This is a genomic window from Paenibacillus sp. FSL K6-1330, assembly GCF_037976825.1.
Lineage (GTDB): Bacteria > Bacillota > Bacilli > Paenibacillales > Paenibacillaceae > Paenibacillus_AQ.
This window is the reverse complement of sequence record NZ_CP150269.1, coordinates 3,210,837-3,223,740: the sequence shown is the minus strand read 5'-3', so window position 1 is coordinate 3,223,740 and position 12,904 is coordinate 3,210,837. Positions and strand designations below refer to the sequence as shown.

Below are 12,904 nucleotides of genomic sequence, written 5' to 3'. Positions count from 1 at the left end.
CTTGATATTCTTACTCGTTAGCGCCGTGAATACAGCCCGCAACAAGCGATCGTATAGCCGCTCAGACAGTTGGCATCTTAATCTGCTCAGACGCTAACCCTTTTTCTATACAACAAAAGAGGCCAGCTTGCCTCTTTTTGTTTTTTACTCAATCCTAACCTTATCGATGATTCCATGTTCCGGCGGGTGCTGTTGTGGCAGCGGGTTAATGACTGCCTGATGCCAGCCGATGAGAAACATGCCTAGAATAACTAGGATGCCGCCGCACCATTGCTCCCATCCTGCGGATTCTTTTAATACGAGGACCGATAACAACAAAGCCGTAAAAGGCATCATACCAGAAAAAGCGGCAGCTGTGGATACATGGCAGCGCTTGATACCGGCATACCACAGCATGAAGGCCAAGGCCGTTACGATCGGTCCGTACCAAACAAGCGCAAGCCATTCCTGCAACTCTAATGCTGCCAGTGAAGCCAGCGAATTCTCGAACCATGCGGGTATCAGGCATAACATCAAGGCGATCACCGAGACCAGCGTCGTCTGGACCATAGGATGAATGGCTTTGTTTTGTGAAGCCGTGCGCTGCATCGAACCAATGCGGGACAGCAGGTTAAAGCCGGATTCACTACATGCCGCGCAGAGCACAAGCAGGTTACCGTACAGATGTTGTACCTCGAATGCATGGCCCGGCGTGAGTATTCCTTGTATGATCATAATGCCCGCCACCGTGCTAAGAATGCCTGCCAGCTTCATGCCGTTCACCGATTCCTTCAGGAACCCAAATGCCAGCATGACAGTAAAGGCGGGTGTTGCGCCTGTTAGAATTCCCGCTTCTGCCGTGCTGGTATGAAGAAGGCCCTGCAGCAGCATCATCCGAAACAGAAACATCCCGAGTAACGCCTGAAAGAACAGAAGCCTCCACTCCCGAAATGTTAATTGTCGAACCGTCCTCACCAGCTCCTTCCTACATAGAGGAAGCATACATAGCAAAGCCAATAACAAGCTGGCCGCTGTGATCGTAAACGTCCCTAATTTCCCGTTCAAAAACCATGCCGTGATGACCGAAGTCCCTGCAAGCGTGAACGCCCCGCATAAATAAAACATCCCTTTCCATCGTTCCAATAAGATCACATCCTCCAGATATCACAGATCGATAGCGACTGAATCTATGCTACAATCATAGGGGATAGACTGGTATGGTTACAGATCCAGTTAAACGTGAAATTATGCAGACCAGTTGGAGGACGAGCCTCATGTGGGGAATCACACTGCACCGAAGCAGTGAAGTATCGCTTAAACGGCAAATTTATTTAGCTATAAGGGAAAGGATTGTTCAAGGAATCTTGCAGCCAGGAGAAGCCATGCCCTCATCCCGTCAATTAGCAATAGAACTCAAGGTATCTCGTAACACGGTCAATGAAGCGTTTGACATGTTGAACGTCGAAGGCTACGTCGTTAGCCGACAAGGGGCTCCGACACGGGTTGCGAAAGGCATTGTACTGGATAACCTGGCTGAGGTAGATCCGCCGCCGCGGAAAAAAGCCCCTCCTGATTTTGCAGTGGATTTCCGGACAGGACAACCTGAACTCCGGCTATTCCCACGGTACGTATGGCAGCAAATTTCAATGAAAACACTCAGCGATATGAGCCCCACTCTGCTAGGTTATACAGGTCCTCAGGGCCTGCCCGCACTTCGTGACGAAATTTCATTGTGGCTTTATCGCAGCAAGGGCCTTAAGGTTGATGCTCAAGATATATTCATAACGGCAGGTGCCACACATGCACTGAATATCCTTGCGGACTTACTCTATCATGAAAATCAGGATATATGGTTTGAAGATCCCTGCAACATCGAGATGCTGCAGACGTTTATAAACAAAGGGTATCGAATTCATCATGTCCCCGTGGATGAGCACGGGATTCAGACCGAGCACTTGAACGACAAGCCTGGATGTCCTGTGTACGTGACACCCTCTCACCAATTTCCGCTTGGAGGGATTCTGCCGGCGGATCGTCGTGCTGCGCTCATCCGCTACGCCAGAAAAAACGGCAGCTATATCATCGAGGACGATTATGATAGCGAGTACCGATACAGCGGGGATTCGATCGCACCTTTATATGCCATGGATCCCGATAGGGTCATTTATGTTGGCACCTTCAGCAAAGTGCTGTTCCCGGCCCTTCGGATCGGGTACGCGATTGTACCCCGTAAGCTTCAACAGCGCTGGGGGCATCTGCGTACCCATACCGATGTGCAGAATCCCCCTTTTGAGCAAGCTGCCTTAGCCGAGTTTTTACACACCCGGAAATTTGACAGGCATATCGGGAAAATGCGCAAGATCTACGGCGAACGGAGACAGGTCCTGTTATCTTCGCTGCATGAGTTTTTCGGAGATACTTGGCGTTCCTGGGGAGATGCAGCCGGCCTGCATCTGACTGTTGAATTTCCCGGGGCGATCTTTGACGAGGCTTTCAGGCAGAAAACCCGGCAAGACCGGATACGCATCACGCCGCTGGACTACCATTGTATTCAAAAAAGAACCCATGCAAACAAGTTATTGTTTGGCTACGGTCACCTGGAACCTGCTGAAATCCGCAGTGGAATCTCACTGCTGCAGGCTTATTTGAAGAATCAAGGGTACCTATAACAACCTCAAGACTCCTTCAAACTTCCATCCAAACAGTGAAGGCTGCCATCAGGCAGCCTTTTAATGCTTAAGTCACTGTTCTGTTCTCCATGCATCCATTCCTATTTAATGTTTATCGTTGGCTTCGTGCTTGCCAGCTGTTTCGCAGCTTCTTCCGCTTCCTGAAAGGCCTGTGCGAGGATATCATCTCGATCCAGGATCGCATTACCCTGTGCCCGGATGATCTGATAATCGATGATCCCCATAAAATTAAACATAGACTTAAGGTATTTATGCGAGTATTCAACCTCGGCATACCAGTCATGATTCGTGTAAATGGCATCACTGGCCTGAATGACCAGCAAACTGCGGCCATCGGTTAGCAAACCTTCCGATCCATTCTCCGTATATTGAAATGTCTCGCGTGCAATCAGGATGTTGTCGATATAATCTTTAAGCTTGGAAGGAATGTTGAAATTGTGCATCGGCATGACGATAACATACTTCCGTGCTGCCTTAAACTGCTGCAGGATGGCGGACATGCGGTCCGTTATCTGTTGCTCCTCTTCGTTAAGCGGCTCCTCTCTTCCCTGTTTGCTCCATAGCTCTAGAACCATATGATCGATGGCAGGTATAGAATCACGGTATAAATCAATTTGTTCTATAGCTCCTGCTGGATTCCATTTCGTGTACGCCTCCAAAAAATGCTGAAGCACCCGCAAGCTGACAGATGTTGCTGACTCCACCTTCGGATGTGCGTTGATAATGAGCATGTTCTCCATCTGATATCTCTCCTTTTTCATCTATTTCATAATGTAGACAAACAAGGCGATCCAATTGTGACATCAACTTATGATTTTATGCATAAATCGAAGGCCGCGATGGAAATAATATCTAATAGTTAGTTAAAATCCATCAAAAAAAGGACCACATCTGCGGTCCTTATCGTATTTTAGCATACCTGCTCTTGCTGCGTGCTTTTGCCGGATCAGCATCACTTTTTAACACTTTATACTTACCATAAGGTTACATCGTATGCACTAAGATTTCGCCTAAAGCATCAAGGAATCCTTGATTTTCTTCCGCCGTCCCTACGGAAATCCGAATATGCCCAGGCAGTCCCCAACCTTTGGCGGACCTGACGATAATCCCCCGCTCCAGCAGCTTGTGGTATATAATGTCTGCATGTTCTCCAAGCTCCGCCAGAATGAAATTGCTCATGCTCTCGTAGTAAGGAATCGCTAACCGACTCAGTCCCTCATAGATTTGCTGTCTGCCTTGTTCATTCATCCGGCATGATGCCTGGACGTGCTCCCCATCTCCAAGTGCGGCCAACGCCGCCGCTTGTGCCAGCGCATTGACATTAAAGGGCTCCTTAACCTGAAGCAATGTGCGGATGATGCTTTCCGAAGCAGCGCCATAGCCGACGCGAATACCCGCAAGACCGTAGATTTTGGAGAAGGTGTTCAGGGTGATGACCGGATATCCCAGCTTGATGAAATCTATCCCGTCCGAGTAATCAGGGGCTGTCGCGTAATGGCGATATGCTGTATCGATTACAACCAGCACGCGAGTTGGAAGACGGTCCAGAAGATTTTTCATTTCAAGTTCGGGAATGTAGGTGCCTGTTGGATTATTGGGAGTACATAAGTACACGATTTTGGTTCGTTCCGTAACCACGGACAATATATCCTCAGCAGAGAAGGCATATTGCTCACGCAGCGGTACCCTAATGACCGTACCAGACATAAGAAAAGCACCAAACTCATATTCGCTGAATGTCGGATCAGGAACGATAATCTCGTCACCAGGCTCCAGGTACGCCCGAGAAATCAGCATGATCAGCTCATCGCCGCCGTTTGTCACAATGAATTGATTCGCTGCCAACCCCAAGTGCTCGCCAAGCGCTTGTGTAAGACCTGATGAACGCTCGTCGGGATAACGGTGTAAATCAGGCAGCTGCTCCTGAATGGCTTGCAATGCTTTAGGCGAGGGACCAAGTGAATTTTCATTGGAAGCTAATTTGATGACGCGATCCAAGCCGTATTCCTGCTGCACTTCCCAGATTGGCTTACCTGCCGTGTAAGGCTTCAACCGTCCTAATGCCTGCCGCGGTGTTATTTGCAGCTCTTTATCTTCCCCTGCTTGATTCAATATGTTCTCCCTCCGTTGCCATGTATTTATGTGTATTTATCTTCTACACTTCACCATCGAGAAGCCGAAGTTACATCATATTATAACGGTAAAGTTCAAATAAATCGCTACGAAAAAGGCACCCTTTTCCATAAAATCGAAAAAGAGTGCCTAATATCTTGCAAATTTCACAACAATGGCATAGTCATGGAACATGACTGAATCGCCTTTGCAAATTATTTTGTCTTCTGAACGTGATTCGTCAACAGATCAAGTAAATAGGCTTTTAGATCAACCATTCGTAGATTTGCAGGCTTTTCGTTAGTTCCCGCAATGATAAGTGGCACAAGCGACTCCATTTGGCGAATCGAGCCGTGGCCCCCGCCCCCCGCATGCGTCGGAGAGCTCCGGTCCGCCAATTCGTATCCCGGTTTAGCCGTCACGACCAAAAATTCTCCTTTATGAGAATTCAGCGAACCGGACAACCTCTCCAGCACATCGGGATACTGTCCGTAATCCAAGGTTCGATGATCGGCATTCAATTTAAGGTCCAGCACATCGGCATCCTGCTTCACGGTCCACGTTTGTTTATAGCGATCGATCAGGTTACCTTTCGCCTTATATCGGAGTTCCTTCGAAGTGGATCCTTGAAGAGCATGAATCCATCCGTTTTCTTTCCAAGCAACAAAATCGATGCGGTCATCCTTGCTCAGGATATCCGCTAAGCTTCGCAGAGAACGACTAGGCTTGAAATTATATACATAAGCCATCGTTTCATTGACTGCGAGGGCGACCTCGGTTTCCGCTTTCACCTTTTCACCCGGCTTTAGAACAGAGATGCCTTTCAGCATAGCGGGCATATCAATCTCCGAACGTTGTTCCGCTGGAAGAAGCTGTGTCATGCCGCTGTCCCCAGCGATGACAAAAATCGCTTCGTTGAACGCTTTTTCCGGCGATCCGAAGGCATTTAATACGGCCCGGAGCTGCTGATCCACTTTTTTGACGCCTTCGAGCTCTGACGGACCTTTTTTATGAAGCTTCTGGTCCAGGTCCGGTAAATAAACATACAAAAAATCCGGCAGCTTGTTGGCTCGAATCAGATAATTTACGGCTTCGATTGCATACTTATTGTTCAGCCCCATCCGATCCGTGAGATCGTCAGGCAGATTCTTGGTATCTTTAGGGCCTTCCAGGGGATTGGACAAGGCTCCCAGAGTTAAAAAATCCGGACCTTTGACTTTTATGTGTTTCGGCAGGGAAGTCGGACCTTGAATCCAATCCGGGATCGTCAGCGTATGCTCGGTCGGTCCCCGATATATCAAGCCGTTAATCGACCCTGATTTCAAGCCAATGCGGGCTAATTCTTCGTAAATCGTAGGTGAATCCGGATTTAAATGTTTCCCGTTCAAATGGATTAATGCATCAGTCAGAACCGGATTGATGCCTTGCTTGAGGATTTCCATCGGCCCTGTTCCGTAGTTGATCATCTTCTTATCGTCGGACGAATACCATAGGAGACCTGGTACGCCATGCCCATTCGGATATTTTCCCGTCAACATCGTGCTGTCAATCGTGACAGACATTGTAGGAAAAGAGCTAACCAGATCCTTGTAATATTGTCCATGTTCGATCAAATATTGAAAGGTGGGCAGCTGTTTTTGAGAAATGCCCTTATCAATCGCCTGTGCCATTAAGGAGTCGACCATCAGGAATATGACTTTCTTATGTGTAGAACCTTGTTCGGATTTAACCCGCAGCAAATCCTGTTCGCCAGGTTTTTGATGTCGGCATCCCATTACCGAGATCAGTACAAGGGACAGCATTACGAGGATCATCCTGTTTATTCGCATTTTCACATTCACCACCTTAGTACATTTTGTCGCTAAAGTGGAAACGTCATTCGAGGGATATTTTGCATATTACGATGATCCATTTATGTTCAAATATGATGTTCGCCGGTTCTAATCAAGCCTCGCTTTTCCTGCTTTGATAAAGGATCCGGTTCACTTTCTCGGAGCTGAGCAGCATGATCAGGGCAAACAACAGAATGACGACGGGGAATAAACCTATCGATATTTGAGCCGCAACGATACCAAACAGTGGGGGTAAGATCGTGGTGCCGGTATAGGCAACAGCCATCTGATAACCCATGATTCTGGATGATTGAGCTTTGCCGAAGCGGGCTGGCGTTTCATGCAGCAAACAAGGGAATATGGGTGCAAGCCCGAGTCCGATAACAATGAGTCCAATGAGAGAAAGATAGGAATGCAGCGGCAGCAACAACAGGACTGCACCGGTAATAGCCGTCACTTGTCCAGCACGGATGAGCGTCCGATTGTTCAACCTCAGCGTTACGAATCCTGTAATGAATCGGCCGAATGTGATGCCTCCATAATACATGGACACCCATACTGCTGCTGTTTCCGGGGACAGATCTCGGGTTCCTACGAGAAAGCTCGCTCCCCATAAGCCGACGGTCGCTTCCACTCCGCAATAGAACAAAAACGCCAACAGGGTTATCTTTACCCCTCTAATTTGGAGCGGCTTTCCGTGCTTCTGGACAATGGCTTCATCGCTGTTCGTTGATTCATTTCCCGTTTGTTCTTCAATCATGCCTTCGGGCTGCCGATGCTGACTTGCCACGATCCTCCAGAGTGGGAGCGTGAGCAGCAGGATGAAGACCAGAACGAACTGCAGCATGGATACGGTAAAATATCCGTCTCTCCATGTATCGTTAGCACCCATGGAATAGGACATGATAATCGGCCCTAACGTTGCGCCCACGCCCCAGAAGCAGTGCAGCCAGCTCATATGGTGGGCCTTATAATGGTTTGCTACATAGTGGTTCAGTCCCGTATCGACCGCGCCTGCGCCTAAACCCAGCGGAATCGCCAGCAGAATGAGCCAGAACAGCGATGGCGCATACGCAAAACCGAGCAGCGCACTCGCCGTCAACAAACAGCTGATAAGCGTAACCATACCCGTTCCGAAGCGTTCGATCACGCTCCCGCTAATCAAGCTGGATACAATCGTGCCTCCGGTTACGACCATCGATAGCAACCCTGCGGATTCGAAGGCAGCACCGATATCCGGCTGCATGGCCGGCCAGGCCACCCCGAGCAAGGAATCCGGAAGCCCTAAACTGATAAAGGCCAAATAAATAATTAGAAGAAAAAATGTTACCACAAATAATGGTCCTTTCTACGCCGTGATCATTCAGACAATGGGATGAAATAGGAAGTAATCTCCTTAATTTTGGCAGCATTAAGGGTGCTGCTAAACCGGTATACGTTACAAAATGCCAGGCGCTTCCGGTCATCGAATACAAGGATTCCGTCCGCTGCACCGGTGCTGCCGTGCGTTATCAGATGATGAATATGCAGTTCGGCTGTCTTGCCATACTTCAGCTGACATAACGATTCAATCACTTGATCCTTCCCATGAACGATTCTTTCCCCAACGTAACTCATCTGAATCCCATCCGTGAAATTCTCATTCATAAATTGTGTATCCATGCCAGCCAAAGCGATGTGGAGTCTCTTCAGCAACTCCTTCTTCGGTGCGTTCCCGCAATCCTCCTCGCATGTGATAACGAAATCTTCTTTGCCTGCAATACCATCTGCCATAACCAAACCTCCTAATCTCAGCTGTGTATGTAAGGGGAGTTTTCCATCTATTTTAAACCTTGTTTGGTCATATGGAAAGACTATGCACGGCTTCTATTCCCGAGGATGAAAGGTTAGGGATGAAACGCCTTCCAGAACTCACCTTCGGTATCAATCATGCCCTTGATCTGGGCAAAAGGAATTGTGAACGTCGGAAAACCCGCTGCGTAAGGGGCGATCTCATACGGTGCAAACACCAGATGTAATGCGTCCCCGGTTACATAGAAGGGCTGGTTTGCTGCGATTCCCTTATAGCTATCCGGGAATACATACGAATACTGCGGATCCTCTTGAATCTGCTTACCAACAATGCGGCTGAGCTCCTTCACATAATCGCTGCCCGGCTTAAACAAGTCCTTCAATTCATACATCCTGCCGTTCTCAAGATTGATCACGGCGTAAACTTTCGTTGGCATGCCGTGTGCGGCACCAGAGGGATAGTTATAACCGTTCAACTCCAGTTCAAGCAGTTTCTGCTTGTAGAAAATGACGTCAAAATCGCCTGTATACGTATAATCAAGCTGTTGATTCGGAGGAATGAATTTCACCTGTGACATTTCTTTAAGCTTCGTATTCAGCGTGTGCTGAGCTGCTTGATCCCGCATTCCATCGATCTGTGGATAATAGACTAAGTAGTCCGGATTAGGTTTATACTTTTCTTCCATTACCTTATAAGGTGGTTGCAGCGGAATCACCGTGTTCTGCTTCCATATGAGGTGACCCGACCGGTCCAGGTAAGATAGACGCTGATCGACCAGGGCTTTAATTAGTCCGCCTGGTTCCAGCGTGAGCGAACCGCTGCCGTTCACTCGAGGATACCCCGGCGCCGCTCTGCCGGTTCGGTCAATAAAATACGTCTGCTTCGCATCATAAACCGAGGCCAATCCTCGCTTGTAATCAGAAACTTCCCGATATACAAAATCAGATAACCTCTTTCCATCCCAATCTGCAATGGCATACATCGAACCAATATAAGGCTGTTCAGGATTAATCGCACGCCCAAGCGCAAACCGGTCTTCATTCAAGTCCCGGATATCGTTATATTCCGGCTGGATTACCCACTCGCCCTGCTTATTAATGACGCCATACTTCGACTTGTAATCTTCTGCCTTGTTAACGATCGCTCTGTCATGATGAAAAGGAAATGCCGAAGTATAGGTCGGCGGAATGACGATGTTCCCCTGCTCATCGATATATCCGTATTTGCCAGTGCTATCCTTCTGAAAGGCCAGCAAGCCATCGCCAGGCGGTCCGACGTAGGCGAACGGATAATTGGCCAATCGGCGTCCATAGAGATCAATGAGCGCGTAAAGATTGTCTTTTATTTTCACAACAGCTTTGCCATTGACAAAATCATTCGCTTCCTCATATTGCGCCGGGATCACCTCTTGGCCCGCGGAATCGAGGTAGCCGTATCGGCTGTTCGCTCCATCTCCACTGCCATTATCAGTTACATAATAAACCGCCCTTCCTTCTCGAAGCCCTGCTATATACGGAAATCCTCGTCGTGTCAGCACTTCCCCTTGTTCGTTAATCATCTTAAAACCTTGATCATCGATCACGGTCGCTCGATGCTCCGAGAACGGGCTGATGGACTGATATATAGGCTTCACTACGAAACGGTCAGACCTGTCAATGAGGCCATACTTACTGTTCACGCTCACGATGGCAAGACCATTGTCCTGGAAATCCTGTGCATCATCATACTTTGGCTCAATGACCATACTTCCGCTACGATCAATGTATCCCCACTTCGTTCCGTCCGTCGTCTTCACGGATGCCGGAAATAAACCGGCATGCTGCTGCGGCTGTCCTCTGCTTGCCAGCATCTCCTTGATTCGCCTCTCAAGATCCAGCAGCGTTTCACGCGCCGGGTAGGGTTCTGCGAACGTAAGTGCTTTGCGGACCGACACAAGGGCCGCTTCCGGCATCCCGGCCCGATATTGTGCATCCGCCAGGTAATACCAATAATAAGAATAATCCGGATGTTCTTGCGTCAAGCTCTCGTAGTACCTTACAACGACAGGGAAATAATAGGGGTATACATCCGGTGCAGTCACTAACGCCCCTTGGCTCCATCTGACTACCTCGACTCGATAAGCTTCGCCTGTATCGTGAATCCAAAGCGCGATTTCAGCCTGACCATCCGGACCCGAAGCACCCGGCATATCCGCAATATCGATATAACTGTAATATATATCAGCAGGTGCGATATCTTGAAGGCCCTCTGGCGTCCAAGCGTAGATCGACAATTTTGACCAGATGAAACCGAGTCGCCAACCTACGATTAATTGATTCATACCTGGGTTCAACACGGGGGCCGCCGTCAATGAAGTAACCCCATATCCCTGCCCCAAGACGTTGGCAACGACCTCATATCCGCCATTGCGGTAAAGCAGCACAAATAAATAAAGATCATGATTCAATCGGGACACACCGACAATCTCTGGGATGTGATCTCCCGTGATGTCGACTGCGATAACTGCAGGATGTTCTGCAGGCTTATCGATTCGTACAAGTTCAGCACCGTGCGGCAGATAGGCCATAGCGATTTGTGCCAGCTGCTGATCATTAACGGACATTTGGGCACCCTCCCTTATTCAGAGCTTTCTCGCCTAATCGTATGCAGACGATGGTTAAATATGCACCTGCGGGCGGGGCGAAGAGCATTTCTTAAGTCCCATGTTTCCATTGGCGGATGACCGCAAAACAAAAAAACGGCCTGATCACGTTAGGCAATCAGATCGTTCTCTTCACTTCAAAATGGTTTGCTGACCATGAAATACAAAATAACGACCGGCAGCAGCGTGGCTATCGTCCCGCCTACCGCCCAATACGCCGAAGCTCTTTTATAACCTGCTGTAATGACCCCATCCCTAATGGATTGTTTACTATGCCGAATCATCCCTTTTTGCAGCGGAATCAATAAACCAGCCCACAGGATCCCCGTCATACCAAACAGAATCAATGAAACCATCAGCCAGCTCATTCCGCCCATTCCATATCCGGCTTGAACAGCCATCACAACGCCTGAAATGATGATCAGCAGCAAACCTGGCAGGGTAAATACCATATCGGCTAACATGACATTCTTAACCGTGTTATGGATTTCTGCCGGATCCCCTTTCAGATCAGCTCTTACTTTCCAGAATGCCGCCGTAATGATATTGCCGAGGAATAACACACATCCGGCGATGTGCAGAAATAACCACAATGTCATAAGCCATCCTTCCCCTCTTCCCGGTGCCCGGGCCGAAGAATATCGATGATGAAATCCGCATATTCCTTCGTGCCGAATACATGACTATTTACGCCGATTAGTCCTCGCATCCGCAGTCCGAACGACAACAGCTCAAACAGCTCTGCCGTCCGTTCCGCATCGATGGTTTCCGGTATGACCCCCGCTTCCTGGCCTGTAACAATCCATTTCTTCGAAGTCGCTGTAGCTTCTCTATAGAAGCCAGCCACAATGTCGGCGATTTCGGGCTGATCGCTTTTGCCAATAAGGTACATTAAGATCAGGTTGCTCACATCGTCACGGCTTTCCAGTCTCGACATGCTGTTGGTAATGGTATTCATCGGTCCTTCAAACTGTTTAATGTCCCCTTGCTTGTTCACTTCACTCATGAACTGCTCGTTCTGCTCGGCAAGCTTAGCTCGTAATACGTGCACAAACAGCTCATCCTTACTTGAAACATAATGAAATATGGCCCCTTTGGACAAGCCCGAACGCTTCATGATGTCATTAAGGGTGGTTTGGCTGCAGCCTTGCTCCCTTATCAATTCTTCCGTGGCTTCAAGCAGTATTCGCTTGGTTTGCTCTCGCCTTTCTTCCTGCTTCATCTAATAACTCCTCCTTGATGATAAGTTGGTTACCCCTGAGGCGGAAGCCAGCCCGCCATGAGAACTGCGGCCAGGAAAACGATTTGCAGAACCGTTCTCAGCCCGATTGGAGTGACCGGCTTGCCGCCAAGTGACAAATGGCGATTCGCTGCGTATACATTGGCAGGAAACATGGCTATCAGCATCAGTGCGAGACCTGTAGATGCCAAAGCTGTGGTAGCCGGAATCAGGATGAGAATAGCGCCTGCAATCTCCAGCAGCCCGGTGAAGGTAACCATGAACGGGGCATTCGGTATTCCCGGGGGGATCATGGCGATTAGATCGGGTCGTCGTTTTCCCCAGTGGGCAGAAGCTGTTACCAAAAACATGACCGCAACCGCAAACCTGAGCGAAATGCCCCAGTCATTTACATACTCCCAGCCTGTGAAGCCCAGCGTCCGAAACAAAAGTAGCGAAACCATCATCGCAACAAATGGGATCATCAACCTCACCAACCTTCCGAATTTCATAACCTCATTATATATACCGACCATCGGTTTGTAAATTGAGAATTCCAAATTTATTCCTTTAGAGACTTCAGGCACATTCAGTATCTTATTAAAAAAGAGAGCAAGCGTGCGGCTGTGTTACAACCAG

11 protein-coding genes are annotated in these 12,904 nt (G+C 48.6%); 1 reads left to right on the top strand and 10 read right to left on the bottom strand.

Annotation, left to right across the window (positions count from 1 at the left end):
• Window positions 1-144: 144 nt before the first annotated feature.
• Complete coding sequence (locus tag NYE54_RS14755; RefSeq protein WP_339272746.1) at window positions 145-1,131, bottom strand: DMT family transporter; 987 nt, start codon at window positions 1,129-1,131, stop codon at window positions 145-147.
• Between the two features lie 122 nt (window positions 1,132-1,253).
• Here NYE54_RS14755 and NYE54_RS14750 point away from each other — a divergent pair, with 122 nt between their 5' ends.
• On the top strand, window positions 1,254-2,648 hold the full coding sequence (locus NYE54_RS14750; protein ID WP_339272744.1) for a PLP-dependent aminotransferase family protein: 1,395 nt from the start codon (window positions 1,254-1,256) through the stop codon (window positions 2,646-2,648).
• Between the two features lie 101 nt (window positions 2,649-2,749).
• Here NYE54_RS14750 and NYE54_RS14745 read toward each other — a convergent pair whose 3' ends face one another.
• The 9 genes from NYE54_RS14745 to NYE54_RS14705 form a co-directional block, all read right to left on the bottom strand.
• Window positions 2,750-3,409, bottom strand: a complete 660-nt coding sequence (locus NYE54_RS14745; RefSeq protein WP_076326071.1) for an NAD(P)H-dependent oxidoreductase — start codon at window positions 3,407-3,409, stop codon at window positions 2,750-2,752.
• Window positions 3,410-3,653: 244 nt separating this feature from the next.
• Window positions 3,654-4,781, bottom strand: a complete 1,128-nt coding sequence (gene hisC / locus NYE54_RS14740; protein WP_339272742.1) for a histidinol-phosphate transaminase — start codon at window positions 4,779-4,781, stop codon at window positions 3,654-3,656.
• 215 nt (window positions 4,782-4,996) lie between these two features.
• Window positions 4,997-6,610: an alkaline phosphatase family protein gene (locus NYE54_RS14735; RefSeq protein WP_339272740.1), complete on the bottom strand. Its 1,614-nt coding sequence runs from the start codon at window positions 6,608-6,610 to the stop codon at window positions 4,997-4,999.
• Window positions 6,611-6,725: 115 nt separating this feature from the next.
• On the bottom strand, window positions 6,726-7,946 hold the full coding sequence (locus NYE54_RS14730; protein WP_339272739.1) for an MFS transporter: 1,221 nt from the start codon (window positions 7,944-7,946) through the stop codon (window positions 6,726-6,728).
• Window positions 7,947-7,972: 26 nt separating this feature from the next.
• Window positions 7,973-8,386, bottom strand: coding sequence for a hypothetical protein (locus tag NYE54_RS14725; RefSeq protein ID WP_339272737.1), 414 nt, complete (start codon window positions 8,384-8,386; stop codon window positions 7,973-7,975).
• A 113-nt stretch (window positions 8,387-8,499) separates the two neighbouring features.
• Window positions 8,500-11,007, bottom strand: a complete 2,508-nt coding sequence (locus tag NYE54_RS14720; RefSeq protein WP_339272735.1) for a WG repeat-containing protein — start codon at window positions 11,005-11,007, stop codon at window positions 8,500-8,502.
• A 176-nt stretch (window positions 11,008-11,183) separates the two neighbouring features.
• Window positions 11,184-11,645 (bottom strand): DUF2269 family protein, encoded by a 462-nt coding sequence (locus NYE54_RS14715; protein ID WP_339272733.1) that lies wholly within the window; start codon window positions 11,643-11,645, stop codon window positions 11,184-11,186.
• The gene (locus tag NYE54_RS14710; RefSeq protein WP_076326064.1) at window positions 11,642-12,268 is read right to left on the bottom strand and encodes a TetR/AcrR family transcriptional regulator; all 627 of its coding nucleotides are present in this window, start codon (window positions 12,266-12,268) and stop codon (window positions 11,642-11,644) included. The genes NYE54_RS14715 and NYE54_RS14710 overlap by 4 nt, the downstream gene beginning before the upstream one ends.
• A 29-nt stretch (window positions 12,269-12,297) precedes the next feature.
• Window positions 12,298-12,750, bottom strand: coding sequence for a hypothetical protein (locus NYE54_RS14705; RefSeq protein WP_339272731.1), 453 nt, complete (start codon window positions 12,748-12,750; stop codon window positions 12,298-12,300).
• Window positions 12,751-12,904 lie beyond the last annotated feature (154 nt).

Bases quoted from the DNA above. Each gene is read 5' to 3' on its own strand.
- NYE54_RS14705 (WP_339272731.1), bottom strand. From the start codon at position 12,750: ATGATCCCATTTGTTGCGATGATGGTTTCGCTACTTTTGTTTCGGACG.
- NYE54_RS14715 (WP_339272733.1), bottom strand. From the start codon at position 11,645: ATGACATTGTGGTTATTTCTGCACATCGCCGGATGTGTGTTATTCCTC.
- NYE54_RS14735 (WP_339272740.1), bottom strand. From the start codon at position 6,610: ATGCGAATAAACAGGATGATCCTCGTAATGCTGTCCCTTGTACTGATC.
- NYE54_RS14710 (WP_076326064.1), bottom strand. From the start codon at position 12,268: ATGAAGCAGGAAGAAAGGCGAGAGCAAACCAAGCGAATACTGCTTGAA.
- NYE54_RS14720 (WP_339272735.1), bottom strand. From the start codon at position 11,007: ATGTCCGTTAATGATCAGCAGCTGGCACAAATCGCTATGGCCTATCTG.
- NYE54_RS14725 (WP_339272737.1), bottom strand. From the start codon at position 8,386: ATGGCAGATGGTATTGCAGGCAAAGAAGATTTCGTTATCACATGCGAG.
- NYE54_RS14745 (WP_076326071.1), bottom strand. From the start codon at position 3,409: ATGGAGAACATGCTCATTATCAACGCACATCCGAAGGTGGAGTCAGCA.
- NYE54_RS14750 (WP_339272744.1), top strand. From the start codon at position 1,254: ATGTGGGGAATCACACTGCACCGAAGCAGTGAAGTATCGCTTAAACGG.